The 19,646-nt window shown below is 73.1% G+C and carries 16 protein-coding genes; 7 read left to right on the forward strand and 9 right to left on the reverse strand.

Annotation, left to right across the window (positions count from 1 at the left end):
* Positions 1-46: 46 nt before the first annotated feature.
* A complete protein-coding gene (gene gcl / locus PYS65_RS07200; RefSeq protein ID WP_279332959.1) occupies positions 47-1,831 on the reverse strand; it encodes a glyoxylate carboligase in 1,785 nt (594 codons plus the stop codon).
* 265 nt (positions 1,832-2,096) lie between these two features.
* Here gcl and PYS65_RS07205 point away from each other — a divergent pair, with 265 nt between their 5' ends.
* From PYS65_RS07205 to PYS65_RS07215, 3 genes are all read left to right on the forward strand, one after another.
* Entirely contained in the window at positions 2,097-2,789 is a 693-nt protein-coding gene (locus PYS65_RS07205; RefSeq protein ID WP_279332960.1) for a hypothetical protein, read from the forward strand.
* Between the two features lie 89 nt (positions 2,790-2,878).
* Positions 2,879-3,445 (forward strand): GNAT family N-acetyltransferase, encoded by a 567-nt coding sequence (locus PYS65_RS07210; RefSeq protein WP_279332961.1) that lies wholly within the window; start codon positions 2,879-2,881, stop codon positions 3,443-3,445.
* Positions 3,446-3,953: 508 nt separating this feature from the next.
* Positions 3,954-5,705, forward strand: coding sequence for an MOSC domain-containing protein (locus tag PYS65_RS07215; RefSeq protein WP_341483672.1), 1,752 nt, complete (start codon positions 3,954-3,956; stop codon positions 5,703-5,705).
* 73 nt (positions 5,706-5,778) lie between these two features.
* Here the strand turns inward: PYS65_RS07215 and PYS65_RS07220 are convergent, their stop codons facing one another.
* The 4 genes from PYS65_RS07220 to PYS65_RS07235 all read right to left on the reverse strand — a co-directional run bounded on the left by PYS65_RS07220 (position 5,779) and on the right by PYS65_RS07235 (position 9,751).
* A complete protein-coding gene (locus PYS65_RS07220; protein WP_279332963.1) occupies positions 5,779-6,084 on the reverse strand; it encodes a muconolactone Delta-isomerase family protein in 306 nt (101 codons plus the stop codon).
* A gap of 123 nt (positions 6,085-6,207) precedes the next feature.
* Positions 6,208-6,903 carry a type 1 glutamine amidotransferase domain-containing protein gene (locus PYS65_RS07225; protein WP_279332964.1) on the reverse strand — a complete coding sequence of 232 codons (696 nt, stop codon included), beginning with the start codon at positions 6,901-6,903 and terminating at the stop codon, positions 6,208-6,210.
* Between the two features lie 286 nt (positions 6,904-7,189).
* The gene (locus PYS65_RS07230; RefSeq protein WP_279332965.1) at positions 7,190-7,723 is read right to left on the reverse strand and encodes a hypothetical protein; all 534 of its coding nucleotides are present in this window, start codon (positions 7,721-7,723) and stop codon (positions 7,190-7,192) included.
* A gap of 357 nt (positions 7,724-8,080) precedes the next feature.
* On the reverse strand, positions 8,081-9,751 hold the full coding sequence (locus tag PYS65_RS07235) for an AMP-binding protein (protein WP_279332966.1): 1,671 nt from the start codon (positions 9,749-9,751) through the stop codon (positions 8,081-8,083).
* A 390-nt stretch (positions 9,752-10,141) separates the two neighbouring features.
* On the opposite strand from PYS65_RS07235, the gene PYS65_RS07240 reads away from it, so the two are divergent.
* The 4 genes from PYS65_RS07240 (at position 10,142) to PYS65_RS07255 (ending at position 14,446) form a co-directional block, all read left to right on the forward strand.
* Positions 10,142-13,018 carry a helix-turn-helix transcriptional regulator gene (locus PYS65_RS07240; RefSeq protein WP_279332967.1) on the forward strand — a complete coding sequence of 959 codons (2,877 nt, stop codon included), beginning with the start codon at positions 10,142-10,144 and terminating at the stop codon, positions 13,016-13,018.
* A gap of 206 nt (positions 13,019-13,224) precedes the next feature.
* A complete protein-coding gene (locus PYS65_RS07245; protein WP_279332968.1) occupies positions 13,225-13,371 on the forward strand; it encodes a hypothetical protein in 147 nt (48 codons plus the stop codon).
* Positions 13,372-13,800: 429 nt separating this feature from the next.
* The gene (locus tag PYS65_RS07250; RefSeq protein ID WP_341483673.1) at positions 13,801-13,926 is read left to right on the forward strand and encodes a hypothetical protein; all 126 of its coding nucleotides are present in this window, start codon (positions 13,801-13,803) and stop codon (positions 13,924-13,926) included.
* Between the two features lie 79 nt (positions 13,927-14,005).
* Positions 14,006-14,446 (forward strand): SRPBCC family protein, encoded by a 441-nt coding sequence (locus PYS65_RS07255; protein ID WP_279332969.1) that lies wholly within the window; start codon positions 14,006-14,008, stop codon positions 14,444-14,446.
* A 42-nt stretch (positions 14,447-14,488) separates the two neighbouring features.
* On the opposite strand, the gene PYS65_RS07260 is transcribed toward PYS65_RS07255, so the two are convergent.
* The 4 genes from PYS65_RS07260 to PYS65_RS07275 form a co-directional block, all read right to left on the reverse strand.
* Positions 14,489-15,667 (reverse strand): XdhC family protein, encoded by a 1,179-nt coding sequence (locus tag PYS65_RS07260; protein ID WP_279332970.1) that lies wholly within the window; start codon positions 15,665-15,667, stop codon positions 14,489-14,491.
* A 72-nt stretch (positions 15,668-15,739) separates the two neighbouring features.
* Positions 15,740-18,208: a xanthine dehydrogenase family protein molybdopterin-binding subunit gene (locus PYS65_RS07265; RefSeq protein WP_279332971.1), complete on the reverse strand. Its 2,469-nt coding sequence runs from the start codon at positions 18,206-18,208 to the stop codon at positions 15,740-15,742.
* The gene (locus PYS65_RS07270; RefSeq protein ID WP_279332972.1) at positions 18,205-18,741 is read right to left on the reverse strand and encodes a (2Fe-2S)-binding protein; all 537 of its coding nucleotides are present in this window, start codon (positions 18,739-18,741) and stop codon (positions 18,205-18,207) included. The genes PYS65_RS07265 and PYS65_RS07270 overlap by 4 nt, the downstream gene beginning before the upstream one ends.
* Positions 18,741-19,631 (reverse strand): FAD binding domain-containing protein, encoded by an 891-nt coding sequence (locus PYS65_RS07275; protein WP_279332973.1) that lies wholly within the window; start codon positions 19,629-19,631, stop codon positions 18,741-18,743. The genes PYS65_RS07270 and PYS65_RS07275 overlap by 1 nt, the downstream gene beginning before the upstream one ends.
* Positions 19,632-19,646: the final 15 nt, after the last annotated feature.

The following is a 19,646-nucleotide window of genomic DNA, read 5'->3' on the forward strand; positions in this document are numbered from 1 at the left end:
CGCCGGCACGGGGGGCGGCGGGCCCCGCGTGCCGGGGAGCCGCCCGTCAGACCTTCAGCGTCCTGATCGACGTCGGGGCGTGCCACGGCTCCGTCGCGATCTCCTCGAACTCGGTGACGTCGCTGATGTCGTTGGTGGTCGACATGGAGATGTCGGTGACGCGTTCCAGAATCGCCTCGACCACCACCGGGACCCTGAACTCCGCGGCGAGCTTCTTGGCCTCCTCCAGTGCCGGGCCCAGTTCGCCGGGTGCGGTCACCCGGATCGCCTTGCAGCCGAGGCCCTCGGCGACCCGTACGTGGTCGACGCCGTAGACGCCCAGTTCGGGCGCGTTGACGTTCTCGAACTCCAGGTTGACCTGGAAGTCGATGTCGAACGCCCGCTGCGCCTGACGGATGAGGCCCAGGTAGGAGTTGTTGAGCAGCACATGGACGTAGGGGATCCTGTGCTGCGCCCCGACGGCCAGCTCTTCGAGCATGAACTGGAAGTCGTAGTCGCCGGACAGGGCGACGACCTGCGCGCCGGGATCGGCCCTGGCCACGCCCAGCGCCGCCGGGACGGTCCAGCCGAGGGGGCCGGCCTGGCCGCAGTTGATCCAGTGCCGGGGCCGGTGGACGTGCAGCATCTGGGCGCCCGCGATCTGCGCGAGGCCGATCGTGGAGACGTACCGCGTCTCCGGGCCGAAGGCCCTGTTCATCTCCTCGTAGACGCGCTGCGGCTTGATCGGGACGTCGTCGAAGTGCGTGCGGCGCTGGAGGGTGGCCCGCTTCTCCTGCGCCGCGGCCGCCCACGCGGAACGGTCGGGCAGCCCTCCCTCGGCCCCGAGTTCCCTCGCGACCTCGACGAACAGTTCCAGCGCGGCGCGCGCGTCGGAGGCGATGCCGTAGTCGGGGGCGAAGATCCGGCCGATCTGGGTGGGGTCGATGTCGACGTGGACGAAGGTCCGGCCGGCCGTGTAGACGTCGAGCCGGCCGGTGTGCCGGTTGGCCCAGCGGTTGCCGATGCCGAGGACGAAGTCGGACTCCAGGAAGGTCGCGTTGCCGTGGCGGTGCGAGGTCTGCAGGCCGACCATGCCGGCGTTCAGTTCGTGGTCGTCGGGGAGGACGCCCCAGCCCATCAGGGTCGGCACGACCGGTGTGCCGGTCAACTCGGCGAACCGGACGAGGAGTTCGGCGGCGTCGGCGTTGAGGATGCCGCCGCCCGCGACGATCAGGGGGCGCGCGGCGGCGTTCAGCATGCCGAGCGCCTTCTCGATCTGGGCGCGGCTCGCGACGGGTTTGTGGACGGGGAGCGGCTCGTACGTCCCGGGGTCGAACTCGATCTCCGTCCGCTGCACGTCGATCGGCAGGTCGATGAGGACCGGGCCCGGCCGGCCGGAGCGCATGAGGTGGAAGGCCTGCTGGAAGACGCCGGGGACCTGCGCGGCCTCCAGGACGGTCATCGCCATCTTGGTGACCGGCCTGGCGATGGCGGCGATGTCGACGGCCTGGAAGTCCTCCTTTTGGAGCACCGCGGTCGGGGCCTGGCCGGTGACGCACAGGATCGGAACGGAGTCGCCGGTCGCGGAGTACAGGCCGGTGATCATGTCGGTGCCGGCCGGGCCGGAGGTCCCGACGCAGACCCCGATGTTGCCCGGCCGGGTGCGGGTGTAGCCCTCGGCCATGTGCGAGGCGCCCTCGACGTGGCGGGCGAGGGTGTGGGTGATGCCGCCGGATGCCTTGAGCGCCGCGTAGAAGGGGTTGATCGCCGCGCCGGGGACACCGAACGCGTCGGTGACGCCCTCGCGCTTGAGGATTTCGACTGCCGCGCGGGCAGCGGTCATTCGAGCCATGGAGTACTCCTGCTTCGGCTGTCGGATCAGCACTCCCGTCGCGCCCCGCGGTGCGCTTCTTCCGTATTACGGAAAATTCTTTCTGCTATCTGGAATGAATGTAGGCAGGGCGGGTGAAGGCCGTCAAGAGAGCGGCACGACGGCGCCACCGGACGGCACGAGTGCCGTCCGGAAGCGGCAACCGCCGGACAGGACGGGCGCGCGGGAGGACGATGGGGGACGCCGGTCCGAGGACGAGCCGTCCAGAACGGAAGGGGTCGGGGTCATGCCCGAGAGCGTGTCCGTGTCCGTGCGCTGTCCGGCCTGCCGCGGCGCGCACCGCTACACGGCGCCGTCGTACCCCTGTGTGTGCGGCGCGCCCGTCGCCCTGCCGCTGGACGGGAACGCGGCCCCCACACCGGTCGTCCACCGCGTCTGGCAGGACGACTGGGTCACCCTGCGCTGCGGGCACTGCGGACGGCCCGGCGAGTGGCCACGGCCGGAACTCGGCTGCCCGTGCGGGACGCTCCTGCGGATCCCGCTGACCGACCCGGACGCCACGCCCGCCCCCGGCCCCCGGGAGACCGGCGCCGCCGCGCGCCCCGCCCTGCCTCCCGTACCGATCCACAGCGCCCGCGACGCGGTCACCGCCACCGTGCTGTATCTGCGGAAGCTCGGCCACGGGGACATCCGCCGCGCCGACCAGCGTCCCCCGTCCGGCATCGGGCTGGCCGGCCGGGGCATCGTCGCCCTCCTCGACCCGTCCGCGCACCGGGCGACACCGCGGGACGTGGAGTGCCTGTGGCTGACCGCCATGGCGGAGTCCGCCCGGTGCCTGTACTTCTCCCTCGCCGGATACGCCCCGGACGCCCGGGAGAGCGCCGACCGCCTCGGCGTCCCGCTGTTCCTGCTCGACCTCACCGGCACCCCGCAGCCGGTGAACGCCCCGGCCGACGCCCTGGACGCCACCCGCACCTGAGTCCCGGCCCGAAATACCGCACCGCCCGCGAACCGGCCCCGACCGGAAAACCGGCGACGCGCACCCCGCCGCCGTTCGATACTCGGCACATGCGCATCCGCCCCGCCACCCCCGATGAGCTGCCCGCCCTCCAGGACGTCGAACGGGCCGCCGGCGCCCCCTTCCGCGCCCTGGGCATGACGGAGATCGCCGAGGACGAACCGCCCGCCCTGGACGCCCTCGAGCACCACCGTCGGGCGGGGTACTGCTGGGTGGCGGCCGACGCACGGGGCCGGCCCGCCGCGTACCTGATCGCCGAGCCGGTGGACGCCGCGCTCCATGTCGAGCAGGTCTCCGTCCACCCGCGCGCCGCACGCCGCGGCGTGGGCCGGTCCCTGATCTCCCACGCCGCGCGACGGGCCGGTGCGGAGGGCCTGACCGCCCTGACGCTGACCACGTTCGCCGACGTCCCGTGGAACGCCCCGTACTACACCCGCCTCGGCTTCCGCACGCTGACCGAGGCCGAACTGACGCCCGGTCTGCGCCGGATCCGCGCCGAGGAGAGCGCGCACGGCCTCGACCGGTGGCCGCGCCTGTGCATGCGCGGAAGCGTCCGAACGCTCCGTCAGCCGGGAGGGACACCTGACGGCCTGTCCGCACCACGGGCAGAGTGCTGACCGGATCGGCCGCGCCCCACCGCTCCACCGTTCAGCCGCTGACCGGGCCGGTGGCGTGCCGATTCCGCGGCTCCACCTCGCGCGCCTTCCCGGAGACCGGCCTCGGGGAGGAGTCGACGAGCCGGAGCCGGCTCGGGATCCTGCAGTGGGCCGGCTGCCGAAGGCCCGCGTCGGACCGACCGCGGGTGCGGGCCCTGGTGCCGTCGACGAGGAGGCGTCGTGCCTCGTCCGTGTGATGCGGTGCGCCCGCTGATGCGGTGCGCCGGTTCGCGTGGATACGCTTGCCCGTGGGGCCGGTGTGCAGCCGGTGGGGATGCCTGCCACGTCGTCATCGTGGCGTCGGGCCACGTGGTCGTGACGGCTCTCCTCGAAGGACATGGGCTCGGCGGCCGCTGCGGGCGAGAGCCTGGGGCCAGTGGGCGCCCGGGCGGGGCCGCAGGTGTTCTCCGGTGAAGTTCCCGGAGCGGCTCCCGGCAAGGGAGGTGGCAGGGTGGCCACATTGAGAGCCTTGAGCGTCGGGATGCCGAAGGACGTCCCCTGGCACGGCAGGACCGTGCACACCGGCGTCTACAAGAGGCCCGTGTCCGGGCCGCGGATGGTGCGGCGGCTGAACATCGACGGCGACGGCCAGGGCGATCTGGGCGGTCACGGAGGCGAGCAGCGGGCAGTGCTCGTGTACCAGACCGATTCCTACCGTTTCTGGGCTCGCGAACTCGGCCGCGACGATCTCCGGCCAGGTCGGTTCGGGGAGAATTTCACCGTCGACGGCCTGCCGGACAACGAGGTCTGCATCGGTGACCGCTACCGCATCGGCGACGCGCTCTTCGAGGTCACCCAGCCGCGGGTGACCTGCTACCGGGTCGGCCTGCGGATGGGCGAGCCGCGGATGGCGGCACTGCTGGTGGCACACCACCGGCCCGGCTTCTACCTGCGCGTGCTCGAGGAAGGCGAGGTCGAAGCCGGGCAGGAGATCGTCAAGGTCTCCACCGGACCCGAGGCGATGACCGTCGAGGAGATCGACCGGGTGCTCTACCTGCCCGGGCACACCCGCCGCCAGGTCGAACGTGCCCTGCGGATCCCCGCGCTCAGCCCCGGCTGGCAGGCGTCCATGAAGGCCCTGCTGGACCAGGGGGACGACGAGGCCGCCGCAACGTCCGGCAGCGCCGGGCTGAATGCCGCGGCCACCGCCCCGCGCCCGGCCTGGCCGGGCTTCCGCCCGCTGGTCGTCACCCGCGTCCGGCCCGAGAGCCGGAGCGTTTTCTCCCTGTCGCTGGCCGCCCCCGACGGTTCGGATCTGCCGACGGCGCTGCCGGGGCAGTTCGTCACGGTCAAGGTCCCGCTCGAGGGGAACGCGCCGCCGCTGGTCCGCAGTTACTCACTGTCCGGCGAGCCGGGCACCGGAACGTACCGGATCAGTGTGAAGGCCGAGATCCACGGCGCGGCCGGCAACCGCCTGCGCGACCACGTGTCCACCGGCGACCACCTCGACGTCGCGGCGCCCCGCGGTACCTTCTGCCTGACCGCCGGGGACAATCCGGTGGTCCTGCTGTCGGCCGGCGTCGGCGTCACTCCCGTGCTGGCGATGCTGCACGCACTCGCCCGCGACCACTCCAGCCGCCAGGTGTGGTGGCTGCACGGGGCCCATGACGGCACGGAGCACCCCTTCGCCCGGGAGAGCCGGGAACTGGTCGGCGTGCTTCCGCGGGCCCGGTCGAGGATCTACTACAGCGAACCGGCCGCCGAAGACCGCCGGGACGTCGACTACACGGACATCGGCCACCTGTCGGGCGACCGTATTCCCGGCCTGGGACTGCCCATCGACGCCGACGCCTACCTGTGCGGCCCCGTGGCCTTCATGGACAGCGTCACGACCGCCCTCGTCGGCGCGGGCCTCGACGCCTCCCGCGTCCATACCGAGATCTTCGGCGCGGGTCCGTCCCTCACCCCCGGGATCGACGGCGTGGCGACAGCCGCACCCCACCGGCCCGCCGGGCGGGCGGGCACCGGTCCCCCGGTCGCCTTCGCCCGCAGCGGTCTCGAGGTCCCCTGGAGCGATGCCCGGCAGTCCCTGCTCGAACTCGCCGAAGCCTGCGACGTCCCCGTCAGATGGTCGTGCCGGACCGGTGTCTGCCACACCTGCGAACTCGCCCTCATGTCCGGGGCGGTGCAGTACGCTCCCGAACCGGTCGAGCCCCCCGCCGACGGCAACGTCCTCATCTGCTGCTCCAAGCCCACCGAGGGGGTCGTCCTGGACCTGTGAGGAGCGGCGCCCCACCCCACCCCGGCACGCGGGCACTGCTGCCCAGCGGTCCGTGGCGGTGGGGGTTCCGCCCTCACTCCGTTCCGTCGGTGGCCCGCCCGGGGTCGTTGGGGTGGGGTTCGAGCGGGGTGACGGTGAGAGTCATCCAGGGACGCAGCGGAAGTGTGCCGAGCACCTTCTCCCGGAGTTCCTTCTCGTCCGCGGCCCGCCAGACCCCGATGCTGCGCGACTCGCCGACGGGGCGCCACAATCGGGCCAGGTTGCCGGTCGTCGAGAGCTCCCCCGCGCGGACCGCCTCGGCCGCCCTCCGCCGGTCGACCTCGTCCTGGCTGGTCCCCTCAGGGATCGTCGTGGTGATTTCGACGAGGAACTCCTGCATCGGTTCCGCTCCGTTCGGTGAAGGTCCCGGGGGCGCCGGGAAGGGCGGGTTCGCCGGTGGCCATCTGCCTCCCCCGAGCGGAGCCGCGATCAGGTCGGACGCCGCCTCACCTCATGAGAGCTCTCACACGAGGGTTTTCAGCAGCCGTTCTGCGAGCACTTCGGCGGAGTGGGGATTCTGCCCGGTGATCAGGTTGCGGTCCTCGACCACGTACGGCTTCCACACCTCGCCCCGGCTGTACTCGACGCCGACTTTCTCCTTGAGCTCGTCCTCGAGCAGCCACTGTGTCCTGTCGGCCAGCCCGACAGCCTCCTCCTCCTCATTGGTGAAGCCCGTGACCCGGTAGCCCTTGAAGGGCGACTCGCCGTGGATCCTGGTGGCCAGCATCGCGGCAGGGGCGTGGCACACGATGGCGAGTGGTTTGCCCGAGGCGAGTTGCTCGGTCAGTATCCGTCCCGCGTCGGCGTCCACCGACAGGTCCTGCATCGGGCCGTGGCCTCCGGGCAGGTACACCGCGTCGTAGTCCTGCAGCCGCACGTCCGAGAGTTTGATCGGCCGACGCATGACCTCCGCGGACCGGATGACGGCTTCCAGTTCGAGCGCTCCCTCCTCACCGCCGGCCATGGCGGGGCGCAGGCTCATCATGTCGACGGTCGGCGTCACGCCGTCGGGCGTCGCGACGACGACCTCGTGGCCCGCCTCCGTGATCGCCTTGTACGGCTGCGCGAACTCCTCCGCCCAGTAGCCGGTGGCGTACCTCGTGCCGTCCTTCAGGACCAGGTACGTGGCTCCGGTGACCACGAAAAGCACCTTCGCCATCGCTCATCACCCCCTCAGCCCCATTTGGCCGAATTGAGTGGATTCACACTGAAGGCCAGTCTAGGTACAGGACCCCTCAGGCACCTGTGGACAGCGGTTCCCGCCCGAGGCCCGGAGCGTGACGCGTTGCCGACCGCCTCCGGGGACAAGGGCCTCCCGCCCTCCTGAACAGAGCCGGGCGGCAAGGTCCCGGAGAAGCGGCGCCCACTGTTCGGCGGGGCAGCCGGTGACGGCCCGCGCGGGTGGGTCGCGTGCGGCGCGGCCTGGACGCCGGCGGCCGCAGCCGCTACTTGATCAGGGCGTTGGCCACGATGATCACCAGGCCGATCAGCATGTCGGCGGTTCCGGCCCGGAACGAGGCCGCCCGGCCACGGCCCACGCTGCGCGCGGTCCACACCCCCCACCCGGCGAGCAGCAAGGTGTTGAGCACCAGTGCGGTGTTCACCGCCGCGGCCTCCGTCCACCAGGAGGGCACCGCGGTCAGCAGCAGCACGACGGTGGGGGCGGCCGCCGCGACCACCGGCCACTCGGCGAGCATCGCGCGCAGCCCGATCCTGACACCGCCGCGGTCCGCCGACATCCGGTGCGCGATGACGTGGGCGTAGCCGTGGGCGGCCGCGGAGGCCAGGGCGGTGAGCAGGACCCACAGCGCGTCCGACCCGGGGTCGGACACCTCACCGGGAGAGTCGAGCGCGGCCGCCAGCGCACTGGCCAGAACGAGCCCGTAGACGCCGCTGAACAGCCTCGTCTCCGACGGCTGCCGGTCCGGTGTCCGCTGCGGGGCGGCCGACGGGGGGAAGCGGTGGGCACCGTGGTACATCGCTGCACTCTCCGCTGGGACGGTACGGGCATGGCAATATGCCACGAGTCATGGCGATCCGCCCAGGATTGCGCACGCGAGTCGCGGCCCCGGCTCGTCTTCCGCGTCACACGGGAGCCCTGCGCGTGGTGCGCCGCCCGCTCCGACTGGGGTACAGTGGATCTTGTTCACGCCGCCGGATTCACCGGTGGAGAGCAATGCGTCGGTGGTCCAAGGAAAGACGTCCCGCTTCCTGCGGGAAAATGCAGGTGCAAGGCCTGCCCGGCGCTCGACGAAGAAGGCCTCCCCCCCTGTTGTCCAGGGCGGGAGGCCTTCTCGTTTCCGGTCAACGCCGGCCCGGGGGTACCGGGGAAGAGGTCACCGGAAGTCCTCCTCGCGGTACTCGGCATCGGAGCCCGCCGCCGTGGCCTCGCGCAGCTCGATGCGGCGGATCTTGCCGGAGACGGTCTTGGGCAGTTCGCCGAACTCCAGCCTGCGGATCCGCTGGTAGGGGACGAGCACCTTGCGGGAGTGCTCGAAGAGTTCCTTCGCGGTGTCCGGGCCGGGCCGCCTGCCCTCCGCGAGCACGATGTACGCCTTGGGCACGGCCAGGCGCAGCGCGTCCGGAGCGGGCACCACGGCCGCCTCGGCGACCGCCTCGTGCTCCAGCAGGGCGCTCTCCAGCTCGAACGGACTGATCTTGTAGTCGCTCGCCTTGAAGACGTCGTCCGCGCGCCCGATGTACGTGATGTATCCGTCTTCGTCCCGCGCGCCGATGTCGCCCGTCCGGTAGTAGCCGCCGGCCATGGCCTCCGCGGTGCGGTCGGGGTCGCCGTGGTAGCCGGTCATCAGGCCCACCGGACGGTCGGACAGGTCGAGCGCGATCTCGCCCTCGGCGGCGGGCGCGCCGGAGACCGGGTCGAGGAGGGCGACGCGGTAGCCGGGGCTGGGGCGGCCCATGGAGCCCGTCTTGAGGGGCTGGCCCGGGCTGTTGGAGATCTGGACGGCGGTCTCGGTCTGGCCGAAGCCGTCACGGATCGTCACGTGCCAGGCGCGCCGGATCTGCTCGATGATCTCGGGGTTGAGCGGCTCACCGGCGGCGACGAGCTCGCGCGGCGGGGTGTGCAGCCGGGTGAGGTCGGCCTGGATGAGCATGCGCCACACGGTCGGCGGCGCGCAGAAGGTGGTGACGCCGGCCCTGTCCATCTCGGCCATCAGCCGCACGGCGTCGAAGCGTGCGTAGTTGTACAGGAAGACGGTCGCCTCGGCGTTCCACGGGGCGAAGAGGTTGGACCAGGCGTGCTTGGCCCAGCCGGGTGAGGAGATGTTCAGGTGCACGTCGCCGGGTTTCAGCCCGATCCAGTACATGGTGGCCAGATGCCCGACGGGGTACGTGGTGTGGGTGTGCTCGACGAGTTTGGGCCGGGCGGTGGTGCCCGAGGTGAAGTACAGCATCAGCGGGTCGTCGGCGAGGGTGGGACCGTCGGGTGCGAAGTGCTCGGCGGCGCCGTGGACGTCCTCGTACGGCAGCCAGGCGTCCCCCGCTCCCGCGCCGACCGCGACCCGGGTGTAGTCGCCGGGCACCTCGTCGAACTTCGCCGTGTCGGCGGCGCGGGCGATCACGTGCCGGACGCGGCCCCGGTCGACGCGGTCGCGCAGGTCGGCGGGGCCGAGCAGCGGGGTGGCGGGGATGACCACGGCGCGCAGTTTCATCGCGGCGAGCGCGGTCTCCCAGAGTTCGGCCTGGTTGCCGAGCATGACCAGCACCCGGTCCTCGGCGCGTACGCCCTGCCGGCGCAGCCAGTTCGCGGCCTGGTCGGAGCGGCGGGCCAGTTCGGCGAAGGACAGTGCGGTCCGCTCGCCGTCCTCCTCGACGAGGTGCAGCGCGGTGCGGTCGTTGCCGTCCGCGATCACGTCGAACCAGTCGAGCGCCCAGTTGAACCGCTCGGGGCGCGGCCAGCGGAACCCCTCGTAGGCGGTGGCGTAGTCGTCGCGGTGTTCCAGCAGGAAGTCCCGGGCCCTGCGGAACTCCTCGGTCGCCGTCGTCATCTGTCCTCCTCGGTGCCGGACCTTGCCGGGCGGCTCTCCCCCATCGTGTAATCCGTGATGCGGGTCCCACTCCACTACCCCCGAACAGGGGGTGGGTACGCGGGAACCGCACCGAAGGGACGAAGGAGCGACGAGGCGAAGGAGCGAGCGAACAGGTGACGGCTGATCCGGGGGGAGCGCCCGGCGCGGTCGGGCCCGGTGGCGCGGCGGCCCGCCGGGCGGGTGGTCGCCGCAGGTGTGCCGCGGTCCCGTACGGCCGCCATTACCGGTGTCCCGGGGCTTTGGATTTCATCCGCGCGGAGCGCTGTTATTTCCCTCACCACACCGTCTCTCCGAAATGAAAGGGCCTGTTGCCTAATATTGGCCAGGACACGACACAGGAGGGGAGCGGTGACTGTGCGAGGGGACTTCAAGGAGCCTGCCAGGTGCCGCCCCGACCTGGTCATCGGCCGGGAGGAACCGTTCGCCGAGGCGCGCGGACAGCTCGCCCGAGGGGGCAGTGTGCTGCTCCACGGGCCCGCCGGAATAGGAAAGTCGACCGTGCTGCGGGCACTTGCGGCGGAAAACGCCGGCGCGGCGCCCACGGTGTTGCGCTGCTCGGCCACCGAGTCCGAATCCCATCTCCCGTTCCTGGCGCTGGCCGATCTGTTCGGTCTGGTCCTGGACCGGGTCTCCGGTGCGCTGCCCGCCGCGCAGCGCACCGCCCTGGAGTCGGCGCTCACCGGCCGCGGCGAGTCGACCCTCCAGCGGGACGGTCTGGCGCTGCGCCTGGCGGTGCTGTCCACCCTGCGGGCGCTCGCCGCCGAGGGGCCCGTCCTGGTCGTGGCCGACGACCTGCAGTGGCTGGATCCGGCCAGCGCGGAGCTTCTCGGGTTCGCCGCGCGGCGCCTCGGCGACACCCCCGTGCAGATGCTGTGCGCGGTGCGTACGGAGGGCCTGGAGGAGTACGACCGCCATCTGCGGGCCTGCCCGCCGGACACGCGCGTGGTGCGGCTGGGCCCGTTCTCCCGTGCCCAGGTGTCCACACTGCTCGACCACCGCGGTTACACGGGCCTGTCCCGCACCACCGTCCGTGACATCCACCGCACCAGCGGCGGCAACCCGCTCTTCGCCCTCGAACTGGGCCGCGCCCTGGCCGAGAGCCCGACCCGTCCCCGCCCCGGTGAGCCGCTGCCGGTGCCGACCTCGCTGCGGGCCCTGGTGCTCAGCCGGCTGGAGATGCTGTCGGACGAGGCGCGCCGCACCCTGCTGGTGGCCAGCGTCGGCGCCCGCCCCACCCCGGTGCTGCTGCGCGCGGCCGGCCGGGAGCACGCCGAGGAGGAGACGGCCCAGGCCGCCGCGCTGGGGCTGCTGGCGACGGACCCGGAGGAGCCGACTCTGCGTTTCGCGCATCCGCTGATCTCGGCCGCGCTGTACGCGGAGGCCCCGGCGCACGAGCGGCGGGCCGCGCACGCCGCGCTGTCCACGGCGGCCTCAGACCCCATCGAGCGGGCCCGGCATCTGGCCCTGGCCACCACCGGCACCGATCCGGAGGTGGCGGCCCGGCTCGCCGAGGCCGCCGCGCTGGCCCGGGACCGGGGGGCGCCCTCGGTCGCGGCCTCGCTGGGGCTGCTGGCCGCCCGCCACACCCCGGTGGACCCGTCGGCCGACGGCCCGCGGGCGGACCCGGCGTCGGGCGGCGGCGTGCCGGGTCGCGGCGTGCCGAGTCCGGACGAGCGGCGGCTGCAGGCCGCCGAGGACGCCATCACCGCCGGTGAGGTGGATCTCGCCCGGGACATCGCGCGCGAGGTGCTGACCCGGGCCACGGTGCCCGCGGAGCGGGTGCGGGCGTGGATGGTGGTCATCGAGGCGGCCGGGCAGGCGCTCGGTGAGGTCGACGCGGTCTACCCGCAGGTGCTGGCGGACGCCGGCGACGACCCGCGGCTGCTCGCCCTGGTCCACTACCAGCTGGCCTGGCGGGAGGTGGTGGTGGACGGCGACTTCGCCAAGGCCCGGCTGGAGACCGCGCACGCCGCGGAGCTGGCCGCACGCGGCGGGGACCGGCGTACGGAGCTGATGGCGCTCGCCTTCCAGTCCTCCACCGAGACCCTGATGGGCCACCCGGACGCGCCCGCCACCATCGAGCGGGCCCTGCAGGAACCCCAGGACCCCGATGTGGCCTGCCACCACAACGGCGCCGCGTCGGCCAGGTTCCGCTGGCTGCTGATGAGCGACCGGCTGCCCGAGGCCCGCAGGAGCATCACCGGGCTGCTGCGGGAGGCCCGGCGGCGCGGCATGGTCGAGAGCGAGGTGCACTTCCTGCGGCTGCTCGCCGACACCGAACTGCGTTCCGGGCACTGCGGCCGGGCCCTGGACCTGACCCGCGAGAGCCTGCGGCTGGCCCGGGACTCCGGGATCGGCGAGAGTGCCTCGGCCATGCTCGCCTCCCTCGCGGAGGCCTCCGGCGGGGACGTGGACCGGGCGCTCGCACTGGCCCGGGAGGCCGCGGACCACGCCGAGGTGGACGGCGACCAGATGTACCTCTCCCTCGCCCTGGCCGCCCTGGGCTACGCCCGGCTGGTCGCCGGGGACGCCGCGGCCGCGGTCCGTGCGCTGCGCCGGGTGCGGGAGTTGGAGCACGGCATGGGCATCAACGACCCGGCGCGGGGCCGCTGGCACGGCGATCTCGCCGAGGCGCTGGTGCGGATCGGGGAACCCGGCGAGGCGCAGGAACTCATCAACGTCACCCGGGTGCACGCGCGGCGTCTGAACCGCCTGAGCGTGCTGGCCGTACTCGACCGCGCCGAGGCGCTGGTACGCGCGGCGCGTGGCGAACACGAGGCCGCCCGGGTCCAGTTGACGTCGGCGCAGGGCCGGCTCGCCGCGCTGGGCCTCGGCCTGGAGGAGGCGCGGGCCGCGTTCGCGCTGGCCCGGCTGCGGGCCCGGGGCCCGGATCCGGCCCCGTACGACGAGGCCGCCCGGCTGTTCCGGCGCTGCCGTGCGCTGCCCTGGCTGCGTCAGGTGGACGCGGCCGTGGCCGCCGGTCCGGCGGCACCGGAGAGCGCGCCCGCCGCCCCGGCGACCCCGGCCGCGCTGGACGGTCTCGCCTCGATGGAACGGCAGGTCGCCTCCCTGGTGATGGAGGGGGCCACCAACCGGGAGATCGCCGGCCGGCTGTTCATCAGCGTGAAGACCGTCGAGGCGACCCTCACCCGGGTGTACCGGAAACTGGGCATCCGGTCGCGGGTGGACATCGTCCGGCTGGCGGCGGGCCGCCGTACGAGGTAACCGGCTTGGGGGGATGGGGAGTTCGGGTGTCGGCGACCGAGGGTTTTCCCTGTCCGGCTCCCGTAGGGGCTTCCCTCATTGGGCGCGCGCGCTCCGGCTCGTAGCGTAATCCGTGCCGCTCGCCGGGCACATGGAGACCGGTGGCCCGGTCCCCGTGCTGAACCCCCACCCCGTGCGACCCCCCACCGGCAACGACGAGGAGACCGATGTCCGGACTCACCCGCGCCGAGAAGGCCGCCGCGTTCGTCGCGGCGAGCACTGCCGCCGCCGCGACGAACGCGGGCGGATCCCCGGGCGCGTACACCCTGTCGACCCCCTTCTCCGGGAAGGTCACGGCCCGGATCGGCCCGTAGCAGTGCCACGGGCCGATGTGCGGCACCAGAGTTCCTGAGTACCCCTCAGGTGATTGCCAGGGGGCGTTGCGAGCTTCCACGAGCAGCCCGCAACGCCCCCTTTCCACGCCCGGGAAGAACCCCTCCCATCGGCGCTCATTCAGGACATTTCCTCGAGACGTGTAACACCGCGGCGGGCATCGGGCGCTGATCCCTACGGGACGCGAGAGGCGGCCCTTTTTCATGCAGTCGGGCACCACCCCGGAACAACCCCACGACGAAGGGCCGTCCCCAGTGAATCCCCACCCCGCCGAGAACGGTGGAACCGCACAGACCTCACAGCCCGCGCAGTCTCCTCAGGACCACCGGACCGCCCAGAGCCCCGCGGCCCCTCGGATCGATGCCAGCGGCCTCGGGGGAACCGAAGGTCTCCCGGTCTACGAGGGCCTGGTGCGCGAACGGGGTGACGTCGTGGCGGAGGCCCGCGAGGTGGCCGAGCGCACGGAGTTCGAGATGCGTCAGGTGCTGCCCTTCCGTCCCGGGTCCCGGCCGGCCCCGGCCCCGGCCGGCCGGTGAGGTGCGCACCGGTTGAGCCGGGCGGGTGAGCCCTCCCCGCCCGGGCCACCGGGCGGGCGGAATTCCCTAGGATTCCTCCGTGGCCACCTTCCAGCTCCAGCGCACGGCGCCCCTCCCGATCGACGAGGCCTGGCGTCGGCTCACGGAGTGGCACCGCCACGGCTCGGCGGTCCCCTTCACCCGGATCACCGTGTCCCCGCCCCCGCCCACCGGCGAGGGCACGGTCGTCGTCGCCCGCTCGGGTCTCGGTCCGCTCTCCTTCGACGACCCGATGGAGGTGACGGTGTGGCGGCCCCCGGGCCCCGGTTCCCCGGGCCTGTGCCGCCTGGAGAAACGGGGCCGGGTGGTCCGGGGCTGGGCGGAGATCGAGGTCCGTCCGGGGCCGGGGGGCCGCACCCGCGTCCTGTGGCGCGAGGACCTGCGGGTCCGCTTCCTCCCCTCCTTCTGCGACCCCGCGCTGCGGTCGGTCTCCCGCCGGATGTTCGGACGAGCGGTGAACACCCTGCTGCGGCAGCCCTGACGGCCAAAGCGGCGGGTGGTCACCGCGTCGGCGGCACCGCCGTCATGCCCTCGAACCGGTCCTGCCCGCGGGCTCGGGTGCGGGTGCGCCGGCGGGCGGCGGGGGTGCGATGTCGTGGTGGATCGGGGTGTGGGCGCCGGTGAGGGGGGCGCCGGTGCCGCCCCGACGGGTGGCGACGATCTCGGCGGCGATGGACAGGGCCGTCTCCTCCGGGGTGCGGGCGCCAAGGTCGAGGCCGATCGGGGAGCGCAGGCGGGCCAGTTCCGGGTCGGTGACGCCGGCCGCGCGCAGCCGGGCCGTGCGGTCCAGGTGGGTGCGGCGGGAGCCCATCGCGCCGACGTAGGCGACCGGGAGGCGCAGGGCGAGCCGGAGCAGGGGGACGTCGAACTTCAGGTCGTGGGTGAGGACGCACAGGACCGTACGGGCGTCGACGTCGGCGCGTTCGAGGTACCGGTGCGGCCAGTCGACGACGATCTCGTCGGCGTCCGGGAAGCGTGCCCGGGTGGCGAAGACGGGGCGCGCGTCGCACACCGTGACCCGGTAGCCGAGGAACGTGCCGGCCCGGACCAGCGCCGAGGCGAAGTCGATCGCACCGAAGACGATCATCCGGGGCGGCGGGACCGCCGACTCGACCAGCAGGGTCACCGGGGCGCCGCAGCGTGAACCCTCCGCGCCGACCTCCAGGGTGCCGGTGCGGCCCGCGTCCAGGAAGGCGCCCGCCTCCCCCGCCACGGTGCGGTCGAGACCCGGACGGTCGCCGAAGCCGCCCTCGTACGAGCCGTCGGGACGCACCGTGAGCGCACGGCCCATCAGGTCGGCGGGGCCGCTCACGATCCGTGCCACGGCCGCCGCCTCGCCCCGCGCGGCGGCGGCGAGCGCGGCGGTGAGCGCCGGACGGGACGGGTCCGCCGCCCGTACCGGTGCGATCAGGACGTCGATGACGCCGCCGCAGGTCAGACCGGAGGCGAAGGCGTCCTCGTCGCTGTACCCGAAGCGTTCCAGGACGGTTTCGCCGTCCCGGAGCGCCTGCTCGCACAGCGCGTACACCGTGCCCTCCACGCAGCCGCCGGAGACCGAGCCGATCGCCGTGCCGTCGGTGTCCACCGCCAGCGCGGCGCCGGGCCCGCGGGGCCCGCTGCCGGCGACCGCCACCACGGTGGCGACCGCGAAGTCGCGGCCCTGCTCGGCCCACCGGTGCAGTTCCTCGGCGATGTCCAGCATCTCTCGGCCTCCTGAGCCGGGTGCTCCGGGCGGCGCGCGCCATGGCCGTTCGCGCGACGCCCGGAGGCTCTGTCATGCGGTGCCGGTCAGGTGCTCCGGTCGTACCGGCGTGCGGTTCAGCTCCAGCCCGGTCGCGTCCCGGACGGCCGCGAGGACCGCCGGGGTGGACGACAGGGTGGGGGCCTCGCCGACGCCGCGCAGCCCGTACGGCGCGTGGTGGTCGGCGAGTTCGAGCATGTCGACGGGGATGGTCGGCGTGTCGAGGATGGTGGGGATGAGGTAGTCGGTGAAGGAGGGGTTGCGGACCTTCGCGGTCCTCGGGTCGACGAGGATCTCCTCCATGACCGCCACGCCCAGGCCCTGGACGGTGCCGCCCTGGATCTGGCCGATGACGGACAGCGGGTTGAGCGCCTTGCCGACGTCCTGGGCGCAGGCCAGTTCGATCACCTTGACCAGGCCGAGTTCGGTGTCGACCTCGACGACGGCGCGGTGCGCGGCGAACGTGTACTGGACGTGCCCGTCGCCCTGGCCGGTGCGCAGGTCGAAGGGTTCGGTCGGCCGGTGCCGCCATTCCTCCTCCACCTCGACTGCCTCGTCGCCGAGGACGTCCACCAGGTCGGCGAGGACTTCGCCGCCGTCGGTGACCACCTTGCCGCCCTCCAACAGGAGTTCGGCCGTCGCCCACGCCGGGTGGTACGGGCCGAGCCGGCGCCGGCCGAGTTCGAGCACCCGCTCGCGGACGAGTTCGCAGGCGTGGCGCACGGCGCCTCCGGTGACATAGGTCTGCCGGGAGGCGGAGGTCGAACCGGCCGAGCCCACCCGGGTGTCGGCCGGGTGGATGGTGACCTGGGCGACGCCGAGTTCGGTGCGGGCGATCTGGGCGTGGACGGTGACACCGCCCTGTCCGACCTCCGCCATCGCGGTGTGCACGGTGGCCACGGGCTGCCCGCCGACCACCTCCATCCGCACGCGGGCGGTGGAGTAGTCGTCGAAGCCCTCGGAGAAGCCGACGTTCTTGATGCCGACCGCGTAGCCGACACCGCGGACGACTCCCTCTCCGTGGGTGGTGTTGGACAGGCCGCCCGGCAGCCGGCGCACGTCGGCGCCCTCGCTGCTCTCCCACTGCCGCTCGGGCGGCATCGGCATCGCCTTGACGCGGCGCAGGAGTTCGGCGACCGGTGCCGGGGAGTCGACCCGCTGTCCGGTGGGCATGACCGTGCCCTGCTCCATGGCGTTGAGCTGTCTGAACTCCACCGGGTCCAGGCCCAGTTCCCGCGCCAGTTTGTCCATCTGCGCCTCGTAGGCGAAGCACGCCTGGACCGCGCCGAAGCCGCGCATGGCGCCGCAGGGCGGGTTGTTGGTGTAGAGGGCGAGGCCCTCGATCTCGACGTCGTCGACCCGGTAGGGGCCGATGCCGAGGGAGGTGGCGTTGCCGACCACGGCCGGGGAGGCGGAGGCGTACGCGCCGCCGTCGAGCACGATGCGGCACTTCACATGGGTCAGTCTGCCGTCGCGGGTGGCGCCGTGCTCGTAGTGGAGCTTGGCCGGGTGGCGGTGGACGTGGCCGAAGAAGGACTCGAAGCGGTTGTAGACGATCTTGACGGGCTTGCCGGTGCGCAGGGCGAGCAGGCAGGCGTGGATCTGCATGGACAGGTCCTCGCGGCCGCCGAACGCGCCGCCGACGCCGGACAGGGTCATCCGCACCTTGTCCTCGGGCAGGCCGAGGACGGGCGCGATCTGGCGCAGGTCGGAGTGGAGCCACTGGGTGGCGATGTAGAGGTGGACGCCCCCGTCCTCCTCGGGGACGGCGAGTCCCGACTCGGGGCCGAGGAAGGCCTGGTCCTGCATGCCGAAGGTGTACTCGCCCTCGACGACGACGTCCGCCCGCTCGCGGGCCCGTGCCACGTCGCCGCGCACGATCGGCTGGCGGTGGACGATGTTGGGGTGGGGGACGTGGGCGAAGATGGGGGTCCCCCCTGGACCGGAGCCTGTCGGAGGCCCTTGGGGGAGGTCTTCCCGGTTCTCGTGGACGAGGGGCGCGTCGGGGGCGAGCGCGGAGGCCTCGTCGGTGACGACCGGGAGTTCGCGGTACTCGACCCTGATCCTGGCGGCGGCGCGGCGCGCGGTCTCCGGGTGGTCGGCGGCCACCACGGCGACGGGTTCGCCGTGGTGGCGGACCTTGCCGTGGGCGAGGACGGGGGTGTCCTGGATCTCCAGGCCGTAGTTCCTCACCTCGGTCGGCAGGTCGTCGTGGGTCAGGACGGCGTACACGCCCGGCAGCGCGAGGGCCTCGGAGGTGTCGATCGACACGATCTCGGCGTGCGCGACCGGGGAGCGCAGGATCTGGCCCCAGAGCATGTCCTCGTGCCACATGTCGGAGGAGTACGCGAACTCGCCGGTCACCTTGAGGGTGCCGTCGGGGCGGAGGGTGGACTCCCCGATGCCGCCCCTGGTCCGCGCGCCCTGGGTGAGGGTGGCGGGCGCGCCGAGGGGGGCGCCGGCGGCCGGTCCGGGCGCCGTGGAGGGCTCGTGGACGGTCATGCGCGGGTCCCCTCGGACTGGCGGGCGGCCGCGAGGCGGACCGCGTCCATGATCTTCTCGTAGCCCGTGCAGCGGCACAGGTTGCCCGACAACGCCTCGCGGATGTCCGCGTCGCTCGGGCTGGGGTTGCGCTCCAGCATCTCGTCGGCGGCGACCAGCAGGCCCGGGGTGCAGAAGCCGCACTGGACGGCGCCGGTGTCGATGAACGCCTGCTGGATCGGGGCGAGTCCGGTGCCGGCACAGTGTCCGGTACCGGTACCGGCATCGGCACTGCCGGAACGCTGCCGGGAGAAGTCCGCCAGCCCCTCGACCGTGACGACGTCACGGCCCTCCACCTGGCCGGCCGCGACGAGGCAGGAGCACACCGGGACGCCGTCCAGGCGCACCGTGCAGGAGCCGCACTCGCCCTGTTCGCAGGCGTTCTTGGAGCCGGGCAGGCCGAGCCGCTCGCGCAGCACGTACAGCAGGGACTCGCCCTCCCACACGTCGTCGGCCTGCCGGCGCCGTCCGTTGACGGTGAAGTCGATACGCATCACGCGGCTCCCTCGGTGCTCCGGCGGGCGCCGCGGTACGACTCCCAGGTCCAGGTCAGCGTGCGGCGGGCCATGACGCCGACGGCGTGCCGGCGGTACCCCGCGGTGCCCCGGACGTCGTCGATCGGGGTGCAGGCGGCGGCGCACAGGTCCGCGAACTGCTTGGCCACGGACGGGGTGACGATCTTCCCGTTGTCCCAGAAGCCGCCCTCGTCGAGCGCCGCGTTCAGGAACTCCTCGGCGGCCGTGGCGCGTACGGGCGTGGGTGCCGCGGAGCCGATGCCGGTGCGGACCGTGCGGGTCCCCGGGTGCAGGGCCAGGCCGAACGCGCACACGGCGATGACCATCGCGTTGCGGGTGCCGACCTTGGAGAACTGCTGGGGGCCGTCGGCCTTCCTGATGTGCACGGCGCGGATCAGCTCGTCCGGCGCCAGCGCGTTGCGCTTCACTCCGGTGTAGAAGGCGTCGATCGGGATGCGGCGGGACCCGCGCACCGACTCGGCCTCGACCTCGGCACCGGCGGCGAGCAGCGCCGGGTGGGCGTCGCCCGCCGGGGAGGCGGTGCCGAGGTTGCCGCCGACCCCGCCGCGGTTGCGGATCTGCGGGGAGGCGACCGTGTGGGAGGCGAGGGCGAGACCCGGCAGCTCGGCCCGCAGGTGCTCCATGATCCTCGAGTACGGGACGGCGGCGCCGAGCCGTACGGTGTCCTCGCCGACCTCCCACTCGGCGAGGTCGGCGATGCGGTTGAGGTCCATGAGGTACTCGGGTCTGCGGTGGTCGAAGTTGATCTCGACCATCACATCGGTGCCGCCCGCGATCGGTACGGCGGTGGGGTGCTCGGCCTTCGCGGCGAGCGCCTCCTCCCAGCTGGCTGGGCGAAGGAAGTCCATGACCGACTCTCTTCT

This window comes from Streptomyces cathayae, from assembly GCF_029760955.1.
GTDB lineage: Bacteria > Actinomycetota > Actinomycetes > Streptomycetales > Streptomycetaceae > Streptomyces > Streptomyces cathayae.